Origin of the sequence: Brevibacillus sp. NPDC003359 (genome assembly GCF_042878995.1) — a bacterium.
GTDB lineage: Bacteria > Bacillota > Bacilli > Brevibacillales > Brevibacillaceae > Brevibacillus.
Genome location: NZ_JBIAOR010000020.1, coordinates 1 through 22,849, shown reverse-complemented (window position 1 = coordinate 22,849; position 22,849 = coordinate 1). Strand labels below are relative to the sequence as shown.

General features: G+C 46.2%; 25 protein-coding genes, 1 tRNA gene and 1 riboswitch. Of the genes, 10 read left to right on the top strand and 16 right to left on the bottom strand.

Annotation, left to right across the window (positions count from 1 at the left end; all coding sequences use genetic code 11):
• The first annotated feature begins 505 nt into the window (after positions 1-505).
• The 4 genes from ACFYU8_RS28230 to cydC are packed head-to-tail and all read left to right on the top strand — an operon-like array spanning position 506 to position 6,423.
• Positions 506-1,921, top strand: coding sequence for a cytochrome ubiquinol oxidase subunit I (locus tag ACFYU8_RS28230; RefSeq protein WP_390306095.1), 1,416 nt, complete (start codon positions 506-508; stop codon positions 1,919-1,921).
• Positions 1,911-2,924, top strand: a complete 1,014-nt coding sequence (gene cydB, locus ACFYU8_RS28225; RefSeq protein WP_390306097.1) for a cytochrome d ubiquinol oxidase subunit II — start codon at positions 1,911-1,913, stop codon at positions 2,922-2,924. The genes ACFYU8_RS28230 and cydB overlap by 11 nt, the downstream gene beginning before the upstream one ends.
• On the top strand, positions 2,924-4,669 hold the full coding sequence (gene cydD / locus ACFYU8_RS28220; protein WP_390306099.1) for a thiol reductant ABC exporter subunit CydD: 1,746 nt from the start codon (positions 2,924-2,926) through the stop codon (positions 4,667-4,669). Before cydB ends, cydD begins: the two co-directional genes overlap by 1 nt.
• On the top strand, positions 4,666-6,423 hold the full coding sequence (gene cydC, locus ACFYU8_RS28215) for a thiol reductant ABC exporter subunit CydC (protein WP_390306101.1): 1,758 nt from the start codon (positions 4,666-4,668) through the stop codon (positions 6,421-6,423). The genes cydD and cydC overlap by 4 nt, the downstream gene beginning before the upstream one ends.
• Before the next feature lie 44 nt (positions 6,424-6,467).
• Here the strand turns inward: cydC and ACFYU8_RS28210 are convergent, their stop codons facing one another.
• The 12 genes from ACFYU8_RS28210 to queC form a co-directional block, all read right to left on the bottom strand.
• A complete protein-coding gene (locus tag ACFYU8_RS28210; protein ID WP_391365917.1) occupies positions 6,468-6,806 on the bottom strand; it encodes a YmaF family protein in 339 nt (112 codons plus the stop codon).
• Positions 6,807-6,921: 115 nt separating this feature from the next.
• Positions 6,922-7,485, bottom strand: a complete 564-nt coding sequence (lepB, locus tag ACFYU8_RS28205) for a signal peptidase I (RefSeq protein ID WP_390306106.1) — start codon at positions 7,483-7,485, stop codon at positions 6,922-6,924.
• A 451-nt stretch (positions 7,486-7,936) separates the two neighbouring features.
• On the bottom strand, positions 7,937-8,407 hold the full coding sequence (locus ACFYU8_RS28200) for a GNAT family N-acetyltransferase (RefSeq protein WP_390306139.1): 471 nt from the start codon (positions 8,405-8,407) through the stop codon (positions 7,937-7,939).
• Positions 8,408-8,431: 24 nt separating this feature from the next.
• A complete protein-coding gene (locus ACFYU8_RS28195; RefSeq protein ID WP_390306108.1) occupies positions 8,432-8,611 on the bottom strand; it encodes a hypothetical protein in 180 nt (59 codons plus the stop codon).
• Positions 8,612-8,847: 236 nt separating this feature from the next.
• Positions 8,848-9,204 (bottom strand): group I truncated hemoglobin, encoded by a 357-nt coding sequence (locus ACFYU8_RS28190; RefSeq protein ID WP_390306110.1) that lies wholly within the window; start codon positions 9,202-9,204, stop codon positions 8,848-8,850.
• 589 nt (positions 9,205-9,793) lie between these two features.
• Positions 9,794-10,159 carry an HsmA family protein gene (locus ACFYU8_RS28185; RefSeq protein WP_390306113.1) on the bottom strand — a complete coding sequence of 122 codons (366 nt, stop codon included), beginning with the start codon at positions 10,157-10,159 and terminating at the stop codon, positions 9,794-9,796.
• Between the two features lie 131 nt (positions 10,160-10,290).
• A complete protein-coding gene (locus tag ACFYU8_RS28180; protein WP_390306115.1) occupies positions 10,291-10,494 on the bottom strand; it encodes a hypothetical protein in 204 nt (67 codons plus the stop codon).
• Positions 10,495-11,290: 796 nt separating this feature from the next.
• A complete protein-coding gene (locus tag ACFYU8_RS28175) occupies positions 11,291-11,683 on the bottom strand; it encodes a hypothetical protein (protein WP_390306117.1) in 393 nt (130 codons plus the stop codon).
• A 323-nt stretch (positions 11,684-12,006) separates the two neighbouring features.
• Positions 12,007-12,504: a preQ(1) synthase gene (queF, locus tag ACFYU8_RS28170; protein WP_007729714.1), complete on the bottom strand. Its 498-nt coding sequence runs from the start codon at positions 12,502-12,504 to the stop codon at positions 12,007-12,009.
• 41 nt (positions 12,505-12,545) lie between these two features.
• Positions 12,546-13,265 carry a 7-carboxy-7-deazaguanine synthase QueE gene (gene queE, locus ACFYU8_RS28165; protein WP_390306119.1) on the bottom strand — a complete coding sequence of 240 codons (720 nt, stop codon included), beginning with the start codon at positions 13,263-13,265 and terminating at the stop codon, positions 12,546-12,548.
• Positions 13,262-13,750, bottom strand: coding sequence for a 6-carboxytetrahydropterin synthase QueD (gene queD, locus ACFYU8_RS28160; RefSeq protein WP_390306121.1), 489 nt, complete (start codon positions 13,748-13,750; stop codon positions 13,262-13,264). Before queD ends, queE begins: the two co-directional genes overlap by 4 nt.
• Complete coding sequence (gene queC / locus ACFYU8_RS28155) at positions 13,750-14,418, bottom strand: 7-cyano-7-deazaguanine synthase QueC (RefSeq protein ID WP_390306123.1); 669 nt, start codon at positions 14,416-14,418, stop codon at positions 13,750-13,752. The genes queD and queC overlap by 1 nt, the downstream gene beginning before the upstream one ends.
• A 93-nt stretch (positions 14,419-14,511) precedes the next feature.
• Positions 14,512-14,555: riboswitch (PreQ1 riboswitch) on the bottom strand.
• Between the two features lie 172 nt (positions 14,556-14,727).
• On the opposite strand from queC, the gene ACFYU8_RS28150 reads away from it, so the two are divergent.
• Together ACFYU8_RS28150 and ACFYU8_RS28145 are read left to right on the top strand one after the other, a co-directional pair.
• Complete coding sequence (locus tag ACFYU8_RS28150) at positions 14,728-15,735, top strand: asparaginase (RefSeq protein ID WP_390306141.1); 1,008 nt, start codon at positions 14,728-14,730, stop codon at positions 15,733-15,735.
• Positions 15,736-15,754: 19 nt separating this feature from the next.
• A complete protein-coding gene (locus ACFYU8_RS28145; protein ID WP_390306125.1) occupies positions 15,755-16,435 on the top strand; it encodes a copper homeostasis protein CutC in 681 nt (226 codons plus the stop codon).
• Positions 16,436-16,455: 20 nt separating this feature from the next.
• Here ACFYU8_RS28145 and ACFYU8_RS28140 read toward each other — a convergent pair whose 3' ends face one another.
• On the bottom strand, positions 16,456-17,568 hold the full coding sequence (locus ACFYU8_RS28140; RefSeq protein WP_390306128.1) for a GerAB/ArcD/ProY family transporter: 1,113 nt from the start codon (positions 17,566-17,568) through the stop codon (positions 16,456-16,458).
• A 167-nt stretch (positions 17,569-17,735) separates the two neighbouring features.
• Between ACFYU8_RS28140 and ACFYU8_RS28135 the strand changes: the two genes are divergently transcribed.
• Positions 17,736-18,542, top strand: a complete 807-nt coding sequence (locus ACFYU8_RS28135; RefSeq protein ID WP_390306130.1) for a serine hydrolase — start codon at positions 17,736-17,738, stop codon at positions 18,540-18,542.
• A 13-nt stretch (positions 18,543-18,555) separates the two neighbouring features.
• On the opposite strand, the gene ACFYU8_RS28130 is transcribed toward ACFYU8_RS28135, so the two are convergent.
• Both ACFYU8_RS28130 and ACFYU8_RS28125 read right to left on the bottom strand, forming a co-directional pair.
• Complete coding sequence (locus ACFYU8_RS28130; RefSeq protein ID WP_390306143.1) at positions 18,556-19,500, bottom strand: aldo/keto reductase; 945 nt, start codon at positions 19,498-19,500, stop codon at positions 18,556-18,558.
• A 75-nt stretch (positions 19,501-19,575) separates the two neighbouring features.
• Positions 19,576-19,935 (bottom strand): winged helix-turn-helix transcriptional regulator, encoded by a 360-nt coding sequence (locus ACFYU8_RS28125; RefSeq protein ID WP_047074085.1) that lies wholly within the window; start codon positions 19,933-19,935, stop codon positions 19,576-19,578.
• 174 nt (positions 19,936-20,109) lie between these two features.
• Between ACFYU8_RS28125 and ACFYU8_RS28120 the strand changes: the two genes are divergently transcribed.
• Positions 20,110-20,952 carry an aldo/keto reductase gene (locus ACFYU8_RS28120; protein ID WP_390306132.1) on the top strand — a complete coding sequence of 281 codons (843 nt, stop codon included), beginning with the start codon at positions 20,110-20,112 and terminating at the stop codon, positions 20,950-20,952.
• Positions 20,953-21,060: 108 nt separating this feature from the next.
• On the opposite strand, the gene ACFYU8_RS28115 is transcribed toward ACFYU8_RS28120, so the two are convergent.
• A complete protein-coding gene (locus ACFYU8_RS28115) occupies positions 21,061-21,357 on the bottom strand; it encodes a Fur family transcriptional regulator (protein WP_390306134.1) in 297 nt (98 codons plus the stop codon).
• 240 nt (positions 21,358-21,597) lie between these two features.
• Between ACFYU8_RS28115 and ACFYU8_RS28110 the strand changes: the two genes are divergently transcribed.
• Both ACFYU8_RS28110 and ACFYU8_RS28105 read left to right on the top strand, forming a co-directional pair.
• Entirely contained in the window at positions 21,598-22,467 is an 870-nt protein-coding gene (locus ACFYU8_RS28110) for a YitT family protein (RefSeq protein ID WP_390306137.1), read from the top strand.
• Positions 22,468-22,639: 172 nt separating this feature from the next.
• Positions 22,640-22,715: transfer RNA gene (locus ACFYU8_RS28105), tRNA-Thr, on the top strand.
• The last annotated feature ends 134 nt before the right edge of the window (positions 22,716-22,849 follow it).

Below are 22,849 nucleotides of genomic sequence, written 5' to 3'. Positions count from 1 at the left end.
GGCACGACCGGCTTCGATTACTTTTCGAGGTCGGTGATCGTCTGGGTATTTTCGTAAAATGGTAAAAAAGGGGATCAAAAAGTACTGCTATATATGGATGAAACGTCAAAACAGTATCCATTTTTTCTACGTACAATAACTGCCGAGATATTTTAAGAGAAAATGAACAAATTACATATTCAATAAAATAAGTGGAGGCGCATAAGTCTAGCTCAAATCAAGGGAAAATCCTAAACAGTCACAGACTGTTAAAAATCATGTAACGAATCGGACACCCTCTAGGGTCAAAAGTCCTGCTACAATTATACATGACCGGGAATATACAGGGTAAAACAAAAAACTCTCTCACGAAGACGAAAAGGGGGTTACACGAGAGGGAATCTATTGTGAATTTTTTCACATATATTTGTGAATTTTTTCACAAAGTCGTAATAAATGCTGGTTACCCCACTGGTATGCTTCCGGTACATAAAGGCCAAAACGCGAATAGAAAGGGATCTTTTACATGGATATAGTGGATTTGGGACGACTTCAATTTGCGATAACAACCATCTTTCATTTTGTTTTTGTGCCGATTTCCATCGGGCTGTCATTGTTAGTAGCCATTATGGAAACGATGTATGTAGTAAAAAAGAATGACTTGTACAAAAAAATGGCCAAGTTTTGGGGAACCTTTTTGCTCATAAATTTTGCTGTTGGTATCGTGACAGGGATTATGCAGGAGTTCCAATTTGGGATGAACTGGTCCGATTTCTCACGATTCGTCGGCGACGTATTTGGAACACCGCTAGCGATTGAGGCCCTCTTAGCATTCTTCCTCGAATCGACTTTTATAGGACTATGGGTGTTCGGTTGGGATCGTTTGTCCAAAGGTGTGCATCTCGCATGTATTTGGCTCGTATCGATCGGAACGATTCTTTCGGCCCTTTGGATTTTGGCAGCCAACTCGTTTATGCAGCAGCCAGTCGGCTTCGCTATTAATAACGGACGTGCAGAGATGGTCGATTTCTTCGCCCTTCTTACCAACGGACAATTACTATATGAATTCCCGCATACCGTATTTGCGGCATTTGCGACCGGTGCCTTCTTGGTAGCAGGTATCAGTGCATGGAAGCTGTTGAAAAAACAAGATGTTACATTCTTTGTACAATCGTTCAAAATCGCGATCGTGGTAGCATTGATTTCCTCGCTTGCTATTGCTCAATTCGGTCATGGTCAAGCGCAGTATTTGGTTGCTACCCAACCGATGAAAATGGCAGCGAGTGAAGGGCTGTGGGAAACAAGCTCGGACCCAGCTCCTTGGACGGTTTTTGCAACGATTGATCCGGAAAAACAAGAAAACGGTTTTGAAATCAAAATTCCTTATTTGCTTAGTGTCCTGACGTACAACTCACTTTCAGGTTCTGTACCGGGCATGTTGGAATTGCAGGCAGAGTATGAGCAAACCTATGGACCAGGAAACTACATTCCACCGGTTCGGACGACTTTCTGGAGCTTCCGCATCATGGTGGCTGGCGGTAGTGCAATGATTTTGCTGGCTCTGTACGGGGTATATCTGACTTTCCGCAAAAAGCTGGAACAGCCAAACAAGCGGTTCATGCAGCTAATGGTTGCGGGTATCTCCTTACCATTCATCGCAAACTCGGCAGGGTGGATCATGACGGAGGTAGGTCGCCAGCCTTGGACGGTATTCGGGCTACTGCGTGTTGAAGATTCGGTTTCGCCAAGCGTTAGCACAGGAGAGGTATGGTTCTCTCTTATCGCCTTCACGACTATTTATCTAATCCTGCTCTGCCTCTTGGCTTATCTGTTTGCTCGTGTGGCCAAAAAAGGACCGGATATGGATAGTCATGAGGATGTAGAGGATTTACAGGTTCAGGATCCATTTGATCGTGTAAGGAGTGAACGTTATGGAGCTTAATGAACTGTGGTTCCTACTCATTGCCGTTCTGTTTACCGGATTTTTCTTTCTCGAAGGCTTCGACTTTGGTGTCGGTATGGCGACGCGCCTGCTATCACGAAATGATTTGCAAACCCGGGTTCTGATTAATACGATTGGACCGTTCTGGGATGCCAATGAAGTTTGGCTGATTACAGCCGCTGGTGCGATGTTTGCAGCGTTTCCAGAGTGGTATTCCACGATGTTTAGCGGGTATTATCTCGTGCTTACGCTGATTTTGCTTGCGTTGATTGGACGCGGGGTGGCATTTGAATTTAGAGGCAAGGGGAAAGGCGAGGCTTGGAAAAAGACGTGGGACGTAGCGATACTGATTGGAAGCTTTGTACCGCCGATGTTGTTCGGAATGATCTTTGCCAGCCTGGTGAAAGGTGTGCCGATTGATCAAAATATGGAAATGATTGCAGGCTTCTCTGACATTGTGAATGGATACTCGGTGTGGGCAGGTCTGACAGTAACGGGACTATGCTTGTTGCACGGTCTCAACTTCATCTCGCTGCGCACAGTAGGCGAGCTACGTGAAAAATCACGTGTACTGGCAGCGAAGCTGTTGCCGATGCAAGCGGTTCTCATGGCGGTACTTATAGGGTGGACATTCATGGTAACCGATCTGTTTGAGCGTCAGGGGGTTCTGCTGACAGTAGCCGTACTCTTAGGTGTGATCGCTTTTGTACTGGCTCGTCACTTCTTGAGACAAGGCAGGGAAGGATGGGCTTTCGGGATGACAGGTGCGATGATCCTGTTGACGTTCGTCTCGATGTTCATTGGTTTGTTCCCACGGGTGATGGTCAGCACGATTGATAGTGCGTTTGATTTGACCCTCTATAATGCAGCTTCGAGTCCATATACGTTAAAAGCAATGACCATTGTTGCAGCAGTGCTTTTACCGTTTGTACTAGCCTATCAGGCTTGGAGCTACTTCGTTTTCCACAAACGAGTCACTGAAAAGGATCATTTGGAGTACTAATGGACAAGGAATTGTTCCGCTTACAGGGAATCCGACCGGTTATGCTGCTGCTAGCCGGTCTTTCCTTCCTGCAAAGCGCGGCGATTATCGGTCAGGCACTGCTTTTGGCGAGATCAATCGCGATATTGTTTGAAGGTCAAGCGGTCCAGATGGCGTACCAGCCGCTTGCACTGTTTTTGGTCATGATAGCTGCTCGTCATACCATCGTTTGGCTTCAAAAGAAAGTCGCTGGCGGTTTTGCCGAAGCTTCCAGTGAGTCTTTGCAACAACGAGTTTTATCCCGATTGTTCGAGCATGGTCCACGTTTTGCCGCCAGCGAAGGAAGCGGAAAGCTTGTTACGCTTGTCCTGGAAGGTGTTGATCGTGTACGTACCTACCTAGAGTTGTCTGTTCCGCGCACGCTGGATATGGTTTTTGTTACGTTTCCACTTCTGGTATTTGTCTACATGCAAGATGTTATTTCTGGACTGATCCTGACGGTAACGATGCCTGTTCTCATCGGATTTTTTATTGTACTCGGTCTGGCGGCGCGTAAACAAGCAGACAAACAATGGCGTTCGTATCGAATGCTATCCCATCATTTCACCGATTCGCTTCGCGGGCTGGAAACGCTCCGGTTTTTGGGACGCAGCAAAGACCATGGGGAGACCGTCGGAAGAGTGAGCGATCAATATCGATCTGCTACGATGCGTACGTTGCGTGTCGCCTTCTTGTCATCTTTGGCACTCGACTTTTTCAGCATGCTGTCGGTTGCGTTTGTGGCAGTCGGTCTTGGGTTGCGGCTGATCGAAGGGAACTTTGGATTTGAAACGGCATTGGTCATCCTGATTCTTGCGCCGGAATACTTTTTGCCTGTGCGGATGCTGGGATCGGACTATCATGCCTCATTGGATGGCAAGGAAGCGTTGGGGACTATTCGTACCATTATTGATCATGGCGCTCCGGATGAACACAGGGAGGAAAAACAAGCAACGGATAACCGGGCATCTCTGACAGGCGTATTGGATGGAACGATTACTTTGTCCCATATTCGTGTCGTCGGTGAGGATGGAAGACAGGTACTGGGTGAGGTATCTGCGGAATTGGACAGCAACATGAAAAGAGTAGGCATTGTTGGGGCGAGCGGAGCTGGAAAATCAACTCTTCTCGGAGTGCTAGGCGGCTTTTCTGATCCTGAAGCTGGCGTGCTACAAGTAGATGGGCAACCCATTACGGGGGATGCGAAACAGGAGTGGCAGCGGCAAATCGCTTACATTCCACAGCACCCGTATTTATTCAGTCAATCGTTGGCGGATAACATTCGCTTCTATGAGCCTGAAGCGACGCAGGAACTGGTGGAGCAGGTGATTCGTGATGTCGGTCTGGGAGAGCTGGTAGACAGCTTGCCAAATGGCTGTGACGAGATCATTGGCGAAGGGGGCCGCACGTTAAGCGGCGGACAGGCACAGCGGGTTGCATTGGGACGTGCGCTGCTTGGCAACCGACTAGTGATTTTGCTCGACGAGCCGACTGCTCACTTAGATATTGAAACGGAATGGGAGCTAAAACAAATCATGCTCTCAGTGTTGGGGGACAGACGTGTATTTTTGGCCACACATCGTTTGCATTGGATGCGAGACATGGATTGGATTTGGGTAATTGATCAGGGACAACTGGTAGAAGCGGGCACCTATGAACAGCTCGTTGCACAAAAAGGCGTATTTTATCGGCTGTTGACAGCTGGTGCCAAGGGGGAGAAAGGATGAAGGAAGCGCGAGAAGGCAATCAGGGGTGGTTTCTTCCATACTTTCGCCAGTTTTTCTGGCAGTTTGCCGCAGCGGCTTTGCTGGGAACCTTGGCAGTGGCATGTGCGGGCGCTTTGCTTTATACGTCCGGCTATCTGATCTCCCGTTCCGCACTCAAGCCTGAAAACGTCTTAATGGTCTATGTTCCTATCGTACTGGTCCGGGCTTTTGGCTTTAGCAAAGCAGTCATTCAATACCTGGAGCGCTTGGTTGGACACGATGCAGCATTGCGTGTGTTGTCGCGTATGCGTGTGCGTTTGTACAAGGCTATCGAGCCGCAAGCGCAGCTCCTGGGCACTCGTTTTCGTACGGGAGATTTGCTTGGTGTACTAGCGGATGATATCGAACAAATACAGAACGTCTATCTGCGCTTTGTGCTGCCAGCCGTCTCGGCGGTACTCCTCTACGCGGCAGGTATTGTGGCCCTGGGAAGAATGGACGGGATGTTCGCGCTATTAATGGCGTTGTACTGTGGTTTTCTGCTGTTTGTTGCACCCGCATTCGTCTTGTGGGCATCCATTGCCAAGAGTCGTCGGTTCAAACAAGAGAGACAGGCAGCGTACCGTGAGCTGACTGATACTGTTTTTGGTATGAGTGACTGGATTCTCAGTGGTCGTACGCAGCAGTTTCTCCAGTTGTTTACAAGACGACAAAAGTCCACTGCCCAGATTGAAAACTCCATTCGACGCGGAGAATGGCGAGTACAGTGGATGTCCCAGTGTGCAATCGGGGGAGCCATTGTCTTACTGGTCATCTGGGCAGGCGGACTTGCCACTGCGAATCAGATTCCTGTTACGTTGATTGCTGCGATTGGGCTGGTCGCATTTCCGTTGATGGATGCGTTTGCTCGGATTTCTGACGCTGTTGTGCGTATGCCAGAATACAGGGAGTCTCTGGGGCGGCTTCGGGAGATCGAGGACAGTCGTCCATCCATTGTAGAAGCTCAGACGGAAAAGGTGGCAGATCAAGCTGGAGGCAGTTTGAAGCTGGATCATGTTCATTTTCGCTACTCACAAGCCAGCAATTGGAGTGTGCAGGACGTGTCTTTTGAGGTGCCTCAAGGGGGGGAAATTGCGTTGCTCGGTCGCAGTGGAGCTGGTAAATCCACGATACTGAACTTGATTCGAGGTGCCATACAGCCAGAAGCAGGTCAGGTGACTGTAAATGGGCAGCCTGTCCAGTCAGAAGAGGCTTCTGCTGGTTTGTTTTCCGTGTTGAATCAACAGCCGTATTTGTTTGACACAACCGTAGCCAATAACATCAGACTCGGTCGATCCGATGCGTCCGATGAAGAAGTTCGTGCTGTGACAGCTCAAGTCGGTCTGGATCAGTTGATTGAATCCCTACCAGACGGTTATCAAACAAGGATGCAGGAAACCGGTCTGCGCTTCTCTGGCGGAGAAAGGCAGCGTATAGCCCTTGCCCGGATTTTGCTGCAGAACAAGCCAATTGTTCTCCTTGATGAGCCGACGGTGGGATTAGATCCGTTGACTGAACGCGATCTGATGGCAACGGTCTTCCGTGTCTTGCACGGGAAAACATTGATTTGGGTGACTCACCACTTGAGCGGTGTAGAGCAAATGGACGAGGTCATTTTTATGGAGCAGGGAAGCATCTCAATGCGAGGGACACATGAGCAGTTGTATCAGGACAATCCAAGATATCGCAACCTGTATACATTGGACTGTCCGTTGGCGTCAGAGTTGGAAAAATAAGAAGAAGAAAAACGGCTGCTCCGGAGAGGAACAGCCGTTTTCACTTAAGATAGAGCTTCACTGGTTACACCTCGGTAGTAATGAGTGTGCCTGTCATCATAAGTGGTTTGCCCTGAAAACTCGTGGTAATGACTTCCGTCCGGCAGCGGAATAGGTGGACCCGTCCATCCCATGTAGTGATGCACATGTCCATCATTAAACGTAGTGGTTCCTTCGTAATAATGGACATGCTGATCTCTCATTCCTTCTGGGGGCGAAGTTCTGCCACGTATTCGGTGACGATGACGACCCGAAATGCTTGTCAGTGTGTCATACCCATGAAAATGCCCGGGCCGATCGGCAAATCGTATAAAGCGTAATGAATGAGAGTGCTGAGAGCTCATCAAGAAACGCCCCTTTGCCTTCATTTATCACTAGTAAATGCGGTTGCCAGGCGTTTCGAAACGGACATTCGTCTATGAGCTCAATAACTTGCCAAAGTAGATGGCTCTCATCTGATTAAAACAGTTGTTTCCCCATGATATGATCGAGAGGAATCACGCCAATGACTCTACTATCATCGCTATTGTTACGATTATCTCCCATTACAAACACATGATTTTCCGGTATGACGATTTTGCCATCAGGTACGTTGACCATCTTTTCTTTTATGTACGGCTCGTTTAACGGCTGTCCATTCCGATACACGATCTCGTTCTTAAACTCCAGAGTATCGCCAGGTTTACCAATGACTCGTTTTACCCAGAATGTTTTGGCATCGTTTTTCCCAATGGCGAGCATGAGTAGAGGATTTTCAAGGATGTCATCTTCTAACGAACGATCCCGGTCTACACGGCTGTCGATCACGACAATATCGTTGTACTCAGGGAGATAAGAGAAGGTGTGGGACAATTTCGACACATAGATGCGTTCTTCGTTTTGCAAAGTGGGCTCCATCGATTGTCCATTCACTTTAAATGGTTGGAGAACAAATATGTTTACCAGCATTGCGAGTGAAAGGGAGATGCCCAACGTTTTGGTCCAGCCCCATATTTCTTTTACGCTTTTCAAATCAGACCGCATCCTTCCACGTGAAAGATTACTTTTGTGTGGCTATTGATTAGTACGTGAAATGGTGCTTGTTGGTTACGTAAATGAAAAGAGAAGCTTGTGAAGCAAAAGGAATTAAGCAAAGAAGCTGAAAAAGATGACAGCAAACATGCCACTGGGAACAGAGGCGAGCAGGAAATAAAAGGTCCATTTCCATCTGCTTTTATAATCTTGCACTTCATGTTCTTTGTAATAGGCTGAGGGGGCGCTAAGGGCGTTATAAACCATTAATCCAGCTAGTGAAATGCAAGGTACTCAGCATAATTGCCAGCTTGATCGATGTTCCCCGTCGTTATTGCTATGATCATACAGAGAAACTGCAAAGCAGCGCCAAAACCAAGTGCTTTAAGCATGAGAACCACCTGGTATTTGTTGGATAATTTAACTGTAATTACGTTTAAAAGGATAAAACGTTTCAATAAGATTAAATCTTTTTAACAAACGAAACCCGGTCGTTTCCTTTTCCAGCATAATTAGAAGTCACAGCAATTCCATCCACCAATGCATCCCCTTTTTCAACCGCAAAACCTAGCTTCGTGTGGAAGGAGATTGAGCCTTTATTAACAGGAGAGGTAATGCATCGAATCGTATCGCATCCTTTTTGTTTTACAGTTTGAAAGAAATGGTGGTATAAATCGCGGCCCCACCCATCCTTTCGTTTGTCCGGATGTACCCCAACGAAGTGAATGTAAGCTTCTCCAGGGTACGTCTGGGACAAGAAGCCGATGAGGAAAGCGATAACTTCTCCATTCTCCTCAACAATAAAGCTCGTTGACTGAAAATGGACAAAAAACAGCTTGGGTAACATATCAGACATTTGTCGCCCACCCCACCAGTCGTTGAGGACCGTAATAACTTTGAGGTAGTCTTGCTCTTGTACATTTCGGATTTGCATCATGCGTGCCTCCTTATCAAATGCTCACTGTGACAAGTCTTTCTGCTCAGGCAATTTTTCCCAAACTACAATGATTAGCGTTGCGATAGGGCCGAGCAATAAAGAGAGAAAAAACCAATTAAGACCGCTACGATTTTTTCCTTGAGCTAGTCCAGCGTTGATGAGGGCCAATGTACCCCAACCAACAAAATATTGATTATCCATTTTCGAATCTTCCTCCAGTGTTCAAATGTTACTCGTATCATATACGTATGGAAGGAAATAGAGTTGCTACTCTTTTTACAAAATGTGTAGGAAAAAACCAAAAATGGCCAATCGAAAACGAAGGGCCACTGAGAGAAACGAATTCTACTTGGTCGAGGTGTCAGTCTGTTTGTTGGCTCTGGTCCGGGAACGGAAAGGGTTCCCTGAACCATTACAACAGGCGTTTTGATACTCCGTTATTTATACAAAATATCATCTCGTAGTGACTCTACTTTGCCGAGAGCATCGGCAATATCTTCTTCGCTGACACCAAAGTGAGTCAGGGCAGCACGCAAATGCGTAACGATGGCATCAAAATGAATGGGTTGCAGATTCATCCCTTCGTGAACCTTTGCCATGGACAGTCCCGTATATTGATTCGGACCACCGAGGGCATAGCTGATGAACTTTGTTTGGTGTCTACGCTGCTTTTCCATATCCGTGTTTTTGAAAAAGTGGTTCACGGTATCATCAGCTAAAACTAAATCATAAAAGTAGTCCACTACTTTTGCGACGGTATCTTCCCCACCATATTTCTCGTAAAACGTGCTCATCAATGGCCTCCTTAGAACGTTTGCTTCCCTTATAATTCCACGATTGATGGAAATTTATGATGGGTTTCGATGATGGAACAAAACGGTAATTGAAATAAAGAAAAGCCCCAAGCTGATGCCGATTGCAATTCGACGTCAGCCTGCGGACTAGATGCATGCCATGTGCGCTTTGTTTTAGCCAACTTTCCTGATCACTTTCGAATTTCCACCTGAACTGACAATGATCCATCCTTTTGGGATAGGCGAAGCGAGCATCACTTCTACCTCCGTGCCGTACGAAGCATTATTAACATTTCTGATTACATTCGATCCTCCAAAGGCTCGAACCATGACCCATCCGATTGGAATAGGCGAGGCGAGCATCACCTCTATCTCCGTACCATAAGAAGCACCGTTCACATTCCTGATTAGATTCTGCGTTCCTAAACTTCTAACGATAACCCATCCGGCTGGAATAGGTGAGGTAAGCGACACCCAGATTTCTTCACCATACGTGGCGTTTCTGATTTTTTTATTGGAAGCGTAGGTGGTTGCCTTTTCCTGTGTAGGGAGCGCTGCCCCTTCGCTCGGTGCGTAATAGAGAGCATTCCTATTTCATAAAGCTTAAAGCGACGCCAATGGAATAAGGCACAAGCCATAAAATCCATACGATCAAGCTAAATTTATGGAACTGCTTGATTTGATGTTCTTTCTTTTTCCATAGGACGACACAGGCCCACACTGTATGGAAAAACATCAAGATCAGAGCGATCAACCCAGTAATGCCATGCAAATTTAAACTGGAGTTCTCAGCAAGCAATTTCATAAACGTAGTTCCGATCGTATCGAATGCTAAGCCAAGACCAAAAAAGATAAGGTGTTTTAACTTTAGCTCTCCTGTACGTTTTTCGCTCCATACCCCAATCGTATAGGCAATGAGAGCAAGATTTATAAAAATCACGGCTGCTGCTAACACGTAAGATCATCTCCTGTTCATTTCTTTTGACTACGTTTGTAAGTGTAATCGTTGAACATGAACATAAGATGAACGATAGTGTAAATGGAGGTACCGATGCCCCTCAAATGAGGAGCACCAGTACTGAAAAGTTAGTTTTCTAGTTGTGACGGACCATCAGCATGAAACAAGTGTTTCAAGATCGCTTGACTTATTTCGGTCACTGGTTCGAAAACAAAAGCTACTAGGTGTTCATGTGGTTCCAGATAGTAATTTCTGTAGCCGAGCTGAATCAACTCCCGATTGAGTCGCGCTGCATCTTCGAAACTTGCGTAGAAATACAGATGCTTGGTCATGGTAATCACCTCCTTCCGCACTAAAACGTAGCAGAAGGAGTAGAATCACACCAACAATCATGACCTTGATTTCCAAGTTGAAAAATAAGAAAAACCCTTATCAAATAAGGGTTTTTCGTGTCTCACACGACTTTCTCCGAGTAGTCACATCGATGTAACCGGATGAATCGAAGCGACCGTCACCGTTCTTCAGTACGGTCAACTCTGTGCCTGCCTCAACCATAGCACAATCCGCATGCGCCGCAATGAATCTTGGTGCACCCCATTCCACCTACAACTGATACAGCTCCTATCTGGCGATTAAACCGACTTCACCTGGATAGGATAGTTACAGAGGAAAGAAGGATAATTAGGTGTTTGAGGAGAGGGCAGCATGTTTGGAACAGCAGTAATTATGCACATATGCCACTTTGAAGATAGCCACACAGAAAAAGAATGGCCAATACAGTGAATAAAATCACAACAGTGTTTTCCAAAGCAATCAAGGTTGTACCGAGTGAGTTTGTATCTGTAGATTCTATTCGTAAGTTGAGCCAAAGCGAAGGCAACAAATAAGTAAAGGGAAATATCCACTAGAACCTCCCTTAATATAATGAGGGGGTTATATGTAAATGATACCGTGGAGGGGTGGACCACTTGCTAGACATACTAGCAGGAAAGTAAAAATGAAATTTGTTTGGTATGAACGAAATGATCTGATGCCAGTGAAGGGAAGCATTTAGTAATGCCGACAAAAAAATTCCTGAGAATGGCATTTACCAAGCTCAGGAATTTTTATAATCAAATTTGCGTTAAATTAATTATAGCTGAGTGTGAAAGTATATGGGGTATTAGAGAACATTTCGAATTGAACTAACTTATAGGTCTTTCCAGCCACAACATTGAAAGTTATGCTGCCTCCAAAAGAAGACTGGCCTATGCTATTCATTTGGTCGTCGTAAACTCCTGAGAAATGAGTATGAGGTTCGCCATTGAATGTTGTTTTAAGGGTAACAGTACCAGATTTACTAGCAACAAATGAAAATCTATCTTCATCTCCAACACCTTTGACTGTTGAGCCAATTGTGATAGATTGTGCTTGTTCCCAGGAATCGTTAGGTTCTTTTTCTGAAATAGTAGCTGCAAAAGCTCCGGTTGTTGAACCAAAAACTAGGGTTAGAGCAAATAAACCTGTGAATAATTTCTTCATCTCAAAACCTCCCAATATTTGATATTTTAACCACAAGAAAATATTAATAGATAAATTTAGAAAAGTAAATATCTTACAAGGAGAAAAATGTAAAAATTTCATATAATATGACGAATTTTGATGATTTTACAAGAATTATAGGCGACTTGCATGTAAAAACAACACCTGTCTGAGATGAACGCAAAGGTTAAGGGGACTGGGAATATCACGTGCGGAACTAGAAATATATGGAGCATTGAAGTGTGAATCTGTGCGTTTGCCCAAAACCGAACGATGTAAAAAAGAAAACCCTTATAAAATAAGGGTTTTTCACTCATCATTCTCTACCGATTATCCACTTTTTCCGGATACATATCATGATTCATCATCCGATGGCTCGCCATCTCCTCGTACTTCGTCCCCGGTTTCCCGTAGTTGCAATATGGATCGATCGAGATACCGCCGCGCGGAGTGAACTTGCCCCATACCTCGATGTAGCGCGGGTCCATCAGCTTGATCAAGTCGTTCATGATGACATTGACGCAATCCTCGTGGAAATCGCCGTGATTGCGGAAGCTGAACAGATACAGCTTGAGCGATTTGCTTTCTACCATTTTGATGTCGGGAATGTAGCTGATATAAATCGTCGCAAAGTCTGGCTGGCCAGTTATCGGGCACAGGCTGGTGAATTCCGGGCAGTTGAATTTTACGAAATAATCGCGGTACGGATGCTTGTTGTCAAAAGACTCCAGTACGCTCGGGTCATAGGAGTAGTTGTACGTCGTTCCTTGATTCCCCAAAAGAGTGAGGGAGGATAAATCGCGTTCTTGTTGGTGTGCCATATAGTACAGTCCTCTTTTCTTCGATGAGAGTAAAATATCGTTTAGACGCCTCGTTTATTGCCCCAGACAAGCGCATGTAGTTGGGGAAGAACCTTCGCGTCATTCATGTCAGGTGTCGCCATCGTCTGATCGATCAGCCATTCAAAGCTCTCTAAAAGCTTATCCCGAAGCCGAGGTGTATCAGCGTCCGACAGATCACTGTTTCCTGGCTGCAAGTAGAAAGGTACCTCTGGAAAACGCTGATGAATGTTGCGTGCATAGGCAAAATCGGCGTCGTCGAAAACAACCACTTTCAGGCTAAGTCCTGGATGTTTTTGTTCCAAAAGCTCGTGTACAATTCGATCAAGCGCTTGAAAATCTGTTTCCATCCCGGAACTAGGCGGCTTCGGTGAGATCGTAATGTCGTCAATCAGTGGAAGCCATGCTTGCCACTTGCTGCCTTGTGTTTCGACTGCTGTGCGAATGCCATGTTCCTTCAATAGGGCGAGTAAGTCGCCGATGCCAGCCAAAAGCGCAGGATTGCCTCCAGAGATCGTGACATGGGAAAAACGGTTCCCGCCCAAACGAGTGAGCTCCTCCCAGATGGCCTCGGGCGACATTTGCTGGATTTCATCACGGGCAGATCCATCCCATGTAAAAGCGGAATCACACCAGTTGCAACGATAGTCACAGCCAGCTGTTCGCACAAACATCGTTTTTTGTCCGATAACCATTCCTTCGCCCTGAATCGTAGGGCCGAATATTTCCAAGACCGGGATCATTCTATCATCCACTCCCGTCTTGCCTCAGCATAGCTGGTCGGTGTCTCGAACAGGCGAACAAACTCCACCCGAGCGCCGTTGTAGCGATCACGGTAGGCATCCGACTGCAATTGTTCTTCCATCTCTTCGAAAATCCACACGACCATGTTTTCGGCGGTGGTATTCATCGGAGGGAGCATTTCATTCAGATAGCGGTGATCCAAATAAAGTTCGATGTGTTCCTTCCAGATTTGCTTGATGTCACCAAAATCGATGACGAGTCCGATCTCGTCCGGAAAGCCACTGATGCCAAATACGACGGTATACGTATGGCCGTGGAGGTTTTTGCACTTTCCTTCATACGCGTGCAGATGATGTGCAGCGTCAAAAGTAAATTCCTTGCTCACCAAAACGCGTTTGTTATGGTAGCGAAGCTGTGATTTTTGAATATGGGTACCCAGTGCCTGCATGCGATCAACGATACGAAAATCAAAGTTCGCGCTCATCAGGCTTGTTCTCCAGGTTGATTTTTTTCGGAAAGATAAGTGTCCAGTCCGGCTTTTCGCAGGTGGCAGGCAGGGCATTCGCCGCAGCCGTCTCCTTTGATACCGTTATAGCAGGTGAGGGTATTTTCGCGAATGTAGGTGAAGGCACCCAGATCGTCCGCCAGCTTCCACGTTTGTGCTTTGTTCAGCCACATGAGCGGCGTGTGAATCACAAACGGATAGTCCATCGACAGATTCAATGTCACATTCAATGATTTGATAAAGGCGTCACGGCAGTCGGGATAGCCGCTAAAATCCGTTTCGCATACACCGGTAACCAAGTGACGTGCTCCTCGTTGCTTGGCGAAAACGCCCGCAAAGGAAAGGAACAACAAGTTGCGTCCGTCGACGAATGTGGATGGCATTTGGCCTTCTTCCTGGGTAATGTCAATATCTGTGCGGGTGAGTGCATTGGGCGCGAGCTGGTTTAACAGGCTCATGTCCAATACGGTGTTGTTGACGCCGAGTTCTGCGGCAATTTGCTCGGCGCACTCGATCTCCAGCTTGTGTCGCTGCCCGTAATCAAACGTGAGGGTTTCTACTTCGCCGAATTGCTCTTTCGCCCAAAACAGGCAGGTAGTGCTGTCCTGACCTCCGCTAAAGACAACAACGGCTTTTTCCTTTTTCATTGCTCTCCATCTCCTCTTGATTGAATTGGAAGAAAGAGAGTTCTTGAACTTTCCTGCAAAAAACAATAACAATACCAAAGAAAGGTACTGTTATCTGGCTTAGTTTTTTATAGAGGGAGTTCGCGAACCTCTCCCGTGCAGATGCACGGATTTCTTATTTTACGGCACCCAAATGGGCACCTTGAGACATTATACAATACTCAGCACCGAAGTGGGGGATTATCGTTTGGAAAATGATTGACGGATGGCGGGTGCTACTGCTAGTGTTTTTTCATAATCGATCAACATGGAGTGGAGTGGGTGATTTTGATGAGAGATGTCCCATTCGTGGAAGAATATCGTGGCGGCATTCTGGAGAACGTACATAACGGCATCGTGTGCGGCGTGAATGAAAAAGGAGAGGTGGTTTATCGGGCAGGAGATGAGAACCATATCACCTTATTGCGCTCCGCAGCTAAGCCCTTTCAAGCCATTCCCATCGCCAAACGTAAAATTGATGAAAAATTCGGACTGAATAACAGGGAAGCAGCACTCTTTGCGGCCTCACATCGTGGTGAAGTCTATCATATGGAAAGCTTGGAGTCGATTTTACGAAAGACGGGCATCCAGGAAGACGAATTGCTCACTTGCCCGACTTATCCGCTAAACGAGGAGCCGAAGTTTGCTTGCTTGTCCCAAGGCATAGAAAAACGCAGGCTTTTTCACAACTGTGCGGGGAAGCATTTGGGATATTTGGCACTGTCGAAGGATCAAGGATATTCCACTCATGATTACTACAAAGCTGAGCATCCAGCGCAACAGGAGGCAGTGGAGGTGTTTGCCAACCTGGCTGACTATCCAAAAGAACAGATTCAGCTAAGCGTCGATGGCTGTGGCTTCCCAGTTTTTGCGCTGCCGCTCAAGAACCTGGCGATAGCATATCTGAAGCTCGCTTGCCCGGATTTGATCGAGGCTCACAAGACGCGTGAGGCAGTAGTGAGAGTGACAGGCTGGATGACGGGAAGTCCCGAGATCATTGCCAGTCACAACTTCATCTGCACAGCGCTTTTAATGGATGAAAATATTATCGCAAAAGGCGGAGCGATGGGCGTATACGGCTTTGCTTTGAAAAAAGAGAGACTCAGCTTCTCGCTTAAGGTACTCAATGGTTCTGAATTAGTATGGCCGCTTATTATCGCCTCGATCTTGGAGCAGATTCAGTATGATAACCAAGAAACCATCGACCGACTGCATGCGTTGGCACCAAAAGCTATTAAAAATGACAATCAGTTGGTGGTAGGGGAGAAACGACCGGTTTTTGTCTTGAACAAATGCTAATAAACGGAGGCGAAGAATCATGCTAGTGGAAGTGATTGCGACGTCAGTAGAGGATGCAAAACGTGCGGAGCAAGGCGGAGCTGATAGGCTGGAGCTCATCTCGGGAATTTTGGAGGGCGGCATTACTCCGAGTTGGGGATTGATTGAAGCAGTGGTTAAGGCGGTTTCCATCCCGGTAAACGTCATGGTGCGACCGCATAGTCAATCGTTTTGCTATACAGCAGAGGAACTTGCGGTCATGCGGCAGGATGTACGGATCATTCGTGAGCTTGGGGCAGCAGGAGTAGTTTTTGGCATGCTGACTCCAGAAAATCGGCTCGATCAGCGGGGATTGGAGCTGTTGCTTGGCGAGTCAGGTGCATTGAATGTGACGTTCCACCGTGCTTTTGATGATGCTGTCGATCAAATGGAAGCAGCGCGTATTCTTCTGGAATATCCCCAGGTCCGTACCATCCTTACTTCTGGGGGCAAAAAAACGGCCATCGATGGAGCTGATTGCATCGAGCAACTCGTCAAGCTGACAGAGAACACACAGCTTACCATTTTGGCAGGCAGCGGATTATCACTGGCAAACGTGGGAGACCTCGTGAAACGTACAGGTGTCAAAGAAGTCCATTTTGGATCGGCGGTACGAGAAGAGGGACAGGCTCTTCGGTACGTGGATGTAGAGCGAGTGACTGCTATCAAACAATTACTGTAAGCTTACAACAAGCCGACACCTTACTTTTGTAGGGTGGTCGGCTTGTTGTTCATTTGCTTCCGTATCCAGTAGCCCACGACGAGGAGTAGCGGATACAAGAAGCCTTTTGTTAGATCAAAGAATGGCCAAAATGTATATGTCTCATATAAATAAGCTCCGTTTGGAATGATGATAATCGCGATGGCGACAAATAAGATGCAAATGGGCAAGGTGAGCACCTGATGCTCCTTTAAATGGAGAAGCTGCTTTATACCCACGCAGAAGCCATACATGTACAGAACCACTTTGAAATAGATGGAGACAAACCACATGAGAGCCATCATCGCTTCCTGCCTTTGAAAGAATTCTCCTACATGGACTCGTTTGGCGAGGGAGTAGCTCGGGAAGGTCTCACGGGAAACCATTTCCGGGCCGAGTACCAAAAGCGACATGAAAATAATGGCAAGTAAACAAACGCCACCATAAATGGCTCCACGCAAAAAAGCAGACGTGAGCTTTTGGTGTACATCGAGGAGTGGAGTAATCATGAGAAAAATAACCAGCTCCGAGAAGGGAAAAGCGGTGACTGAAAATACTCCTCTTATAACGGGCTTTATGCCATTTTCCAAAAAGGGTAAAAGGTTCTCGAATTGGAACTGAGGGCTTAACAAAAGAAAAAACGAAACGAACGTAAAGACAAACCAGAGGAAAAAGATTTCGCTAGTCCGTGCGATAGTTTCAAGGCCTAATCGAACAGCGAATATTGCACAGGCAACGAGTAAAAACATGACAGCTTCGATGGGTGTTGCTTTCATGATATGCGTGGTCATGAATTCCCCAATCGTCCGTATATAGATAGCGCCGTTAATTAACACAGCCCCCAAAAAGAAGAGGGAAAAGAAGGTGCCGAGCCAACGTCCAAAAATGAGCCTGTTCTTTTCAATCAGCGTTTGTTCGGGATAAATACGACCGATTACACAGAACAGGTATACGATGGCTAGCCCCAGCACTATGCCTATCATTCCTGATAGCCATCCATCGTGACTCGCTTCAGTCGCTGGTACGGAAGGTAAGATCAGGATGGAATCTCCTATGGTGATGAATGTTACGAGGATGACAAATTGGCGGGTGCCAATCTTATCGGAGTTCTGCATGATTTCTCACCTTGTCTGCAGGTTTATCTTACGTATTATTGCCAAGTTCAGGATGGATAAACGATTCTTGGACAGCTACCCTCTCTTGTCTGATTCATTTTCGGAATTGTATGATAAAGGGAGAGCGGCAAGAAACTACGAGCCAACGGAAGAAGGGAAGGAAAGCTGTGGAGTTGGAAAAAAGGTTGTCGGCCATTATCGGACAAGCGGAGGGGACTTGGGGAGTCGTTGTGGAGGAACAGGGTTCAGCTAAAGGGACCCGTTTTGAACATGTACCAGACGAGCTGTTTATTGCGGAGAGTGTGATTAAAGTGCCAATCATGGCAGCCGTTTTCGCGGCAAGTGAGCAGGGGCAGTTTCGATTGGATGATCAGCTTGCTCTACGCCAAGAGGATTTGGTGGGAGGCTCGGGCATTTTGTACGCGCTCTCTCCTGGCTTGAAGCTTACGATTCGCGACTTGGTGACTCTCATGATTATTCAGAGCGACAATACGGCGACGAATATGCTGATTGATTTGGTAGGAAAAGCGCAGGTCGACCAGACAATGATTGATTTGGGTATGCGACGAAGCTATTATTCTCGCAAGCTGATGATTTATCCACTCGACATCACAGAAAACAATCGGATAACCGCTGGGGATGTTGCGAGTATGCTAGGTAAAATGGCAACAGGCAGTTATCTATCTCAGCGTGCCTGTAAAGAGATGATCGGCATCATGAAAAAGCAGCAAGTCCGTAATGGTCTTCCGTCCCGATTGCCGAGTCAGGAAGAATCCAATCATCCTGCATGGGAGCTGCCGTGTAAATCGGGCTGGGATACGGGAAGACAGCATGATGTAGGCTTGCTGTATACGAATAATCGCTGCTTTTCCATTACGGCCTTATCCAAAGATGTAAATGCTCAAGCCGCGCTGAATACATTAGGATTACTGGGAAGAGCTGTGTATGATTACGCCATTCAGGCTGTCGATTAAGTCGGCAGCTTTTTTAATTGCGAATGGCTAGGACTTGTTTGGAAACAATATCGATCTCTTGCAATTCTGAAGATGTGAGAGAAAAGCGCATGGCTTTGACATTTTCCTCTGCATGATGGACTTTGGAAGCGCCTGGAATCGCAAAGACCGTTTCACCATGAGCGTGAATCAGCCAGTTTAGGGCGATTTGTGTAGCGGATGCATTGTATCTGTGCGCCAGCTCCTCTAGGACCGTGATGAGCGGCTGAGACTTTTTTAGCCCAGCGGAACGAAAGGCTGATGTCCATTTTCGGGGACCTGTTATGGACTGGACAAGGGCTGGATTTGCATGGAATTTGCCGCTTAGAATCCCTTGCTCAAGCGGAGAGTAGGCGATAATGGCAATGCCCAACTCTTTTGCCGTATCCAGAATCCCATTCTGTTCGATCCTTCTGTCCAGCAGACTGTATTTCACTTGATTGGAGATGAGACGCAGACCATGCTCACGCAATACGCGATCGGCTTCTCGCATGCTATTGGCGGAAAAATTACTGACGCCCACGTTCTGAATCTTGCCTTGCTTGACGAGCTTGGCCATTTCTTTCATTTGGCTTGCGACAGAAGACAAGGAGTAGGGCTGGTGGACTTGATGCAAATGGATGGTGCGGTTGTCGAGCAAACGAATGCGCTCGTCGATCGTGTTCCCGATGCTCTTTGCGGTGCGCAGGACGGGCCACCATTTGGTCGCAGTATAAGCAGAATCAGCTAATGTCCCAGCGTCTTTTAGGGCCTTCGCTAGCATTTGTTCTGATTGACCTCTGCCGTATACTTCCGCAGTATCAAACCAGTTTATGCCCCCTTGCAAACTCGTCTGCACAATTTTTCCTACATCGTGGGGTTCAATGACAGGCCAAAACCTCCCGACCATTCCGTGTCCATTGCTGAACTGCCAGCAGCCGAGACCTAGAGGAGAAAGCATCAGGTCTGAGCTCCCCAATTTACGCAAGACAGGTGTTTCGAATGCTCCCAAGCCACTTCACCTACTCTCATTCTGTTATTGATTTAAAATACTTTCTTCCAATACAGCATACTTGTCGCCGTATTCCTTAATGATATGCTTTTCGCCCCATAAGCAGAGCGAATCGAGAATACTTTTCAAGGTCCAGCCGTACTCGCTGAGTTCATACTCCACTTTTGGCGGAACCTGATTGTAAATGATCCGGTTGATGATGCCATCTTCCTCTAGCTCTCTGAGTTGTTGAGTCAGCATCTTCTGCGTAATGCCAGGCATTAGTCGTTTCAACTCACTCGTCCGTTTTTTTCCGTGAGTCAGGTGACACAAAATAACGCATTTCCATTTACCGCCGATGACCTCGAGTGTGGCTTCCACTGATATGTTATACTTCTTCTTCATTGTTGAGTTCCTCCTGAATGATAGGTACTTTTTGGTGCCTATCACACAAAAAAGTGCGTACTTTTACTTTTGGTTAGTCTCTCTCATAATAACACTTGTCAAACGACATGAAGCACATTGGGCGACTGGAGACAGTCATACTAACATAGAGTACAAGGATGGAGGAGACAAGCTATGCCACAACATTTGCAAGATACGACTACGCTGTACAACGGAGTAAAAATGCCTTGGTTGGGTCTGGGTGTTTTTAAAGTAGAGGAAGGTCAGGAGCTCGAGCTAGCTGTGAAAACAGCAATCAAGCACGGCTACCGCAGTATCGATACAGCCGCCATTTATAACAACGAAGAAGGTGTCGGACGTGGAATCCGTGCAGGTTTGCAGGAAGCGGGCATCACTCGAGAAGATCTTTTTGTTACCTCGAAAGTATGGAATGCGGATTTGGGGTACGAGTCCACGTTGGATGCATTTGAGACGAGCCTGAAAAAACTTGGGCTGGAATACTTGGACTTGTACCTCATTCACTGGCCGGTAGAAGGAAAGTTCAAAGAAGCATGGAGAGCATTGGAGACGCTGTACAAAAAAGGGTTGGTAAAAGCTATCGGGGTAAGCAATTTCCACATTCATCATGTAGAGGAACTGTTGAAAGACGCTGAGATTAAGCCGATGGTGAACCAAGTGGAATTCCATCCCCGCCTGTCCCAAGATGAACTGCGTGCCTACTGCAAGGAGCAAGAAATTCAATTTGAAGCATGGTCTCCGCTTATGCAAGGACAGCTATTGGACGATCCAGTACTAAAAGGCATTGCAGAAAAATACGAGAAGTCCGTTGCCCAAGTCATTTTACGCTGGGATTTGCAAAATGGAGTCGTGACCATTCCAAAATCGACCAAGGAGCATCGAATCATCGAGAATGCATCCGTATTTGATTTTGAACTGTCCAAGGAAGACATGGAAATGATTCATACGTTGAACCAAAATCTTCGAGTTGGTCCAGACCCGGATAACTTTGATTTTTAATAGCTGAAGTCATACAAAAAATGCTGACGAGTACAGCGCAGTAACGAATATTGAGCACAAATGAAAGAGGTAGCCCACGCAGATGGTGGCTACCTCTTTGTTTATCGTTTAAATGACTTTTGGCAACGGAATGTCGTCAATGGTTACGATACATTCAAATTGATTGGGGGAGTCGTGGTGAACATGCTCCTTGAGAATACCCATTTTCACGAAAAAGCGCAGGCTGGTGTAGACGGTTGAGAGTGTGATGTTTGGCATTTCGTTTTTTAAAGTATGGTAAACGTCTTTGGCTGTATGATGTTTCCGAGTGGTAAGCATAAGCAGGAGTACGGCTCTTCTTTGGATGGTTAACCTTTTTCCTAGATGCTTTACTTGTTGTGTGACACTGACAATATGATGATCCATTACAGGTCACTCCGTTCTTAGATTATAATTATTACTATATTATAATTATCCTTTTTATTTTGTGTGCAGTCAACTTTTTCTTCCATATCTTATCCGGTTCATGGCGTGAGTGTGCATGTTTCGGAAGGATGCGTAAATCTTACATAAGAGGGATGAGGAAATAGGGGTTTTCTTTTCCACCAAAACATGGTAGTGTATGTGCGGATTTTGCTTACGTGAAAATGTCAGGAGTGGAACCATGTGGCACGAAAAAGACGAACCGCAATCCAGATGAACAGTCCTCAGCGAAAAGTGCTCGAATATGGCATGCTGGTTCTAGGATCGCTAATATTGGCAACTAGTTTCAATCTGTTTCTGAATCCAAACCAAATTGCTTCCGGAGGCGTTTCTGGCCTGTCTACGATTTTGCATAACTTGTTTGGTTTTTCTCCGGCAGTGGTGCAATGGGCAATGAATATCCCTTTGTTTCTATTAGGATTTAAACTTCTTGATCGGCAATACAGTATGAAGGCGGCGGTTGGTTCGATCATTCTCCCTTTGTGCGTTATGCTGACCAGTCACCTACAGCCGTTAACGACGAATCTCCTATTGGCCAGTATTTATGGAGGAATCGGGGTAGGGCTTGGGATTGGTATCGTGTTTCGGGGGAGAGGGTCGACCGGCGGTTTTTCGATTGCATCGCAGATCCTCCACAAATATTCAGGTTTTAGCTTGGGTGCATGTGTTGCTGTGTTTGATGGGCTAGTAATCTTGTTTGCGGGAATCGTATTCGATCCGGAAAAAGCATTGTATGCACTTATCGCATTGTTTGTGACCAGCAAGACGATTGATATTGTTCAGATGGGCTGGAATACATCCAAAGTCGCTTATATCATTTCAAATGAAACCGAGACGCTGAGAGAAACCATCTTGTATGATTTGGACCGTGGTGTCACTTTGCTGGATGGTGCTGGTGGATATACCGGAGACGCGCGTAAGGTGCTCATGGTAGTTGTCAGTCAAAGTGAAGTGAGCAAGCTGAAAATCATGGTTCGCTCGGTGGACCCAGATGCATTCATTATTTTGTGCCCTGCTCAAGAAGTGTTGGGAGAGGGCTTTCGGGCGGGATAATATTATAGAAGAAAAGAGCGGTGGTGATTAGTTCCACTGCTCTTTTTTACGTTTATTTTTATTCTGAATGAAATTATTTTAGATTTTCTATTGCATTTAAAAATTATACATGCTATATTAAATCTCGTGAGCGGGACACACACGAAACGCACACAGCGAAAACAAATCAAATGCCGGTGTAGCTCAATTGGTAGAGCACCTGACTTGTAATCAGGGGGTTGTGGGTTCAAGTCCTATCGCCGGCACCACTACATATTATGTAGTAAGAAACGGAGCGCTTGATAGCGCAAAATGCTCTTTGAAAACTGAACAGCGAAAGCGTTAATGAGTCTATCATTAAATGATTTGCCAGCTTTGAACCAGTAACAAACTTTATTGGAGA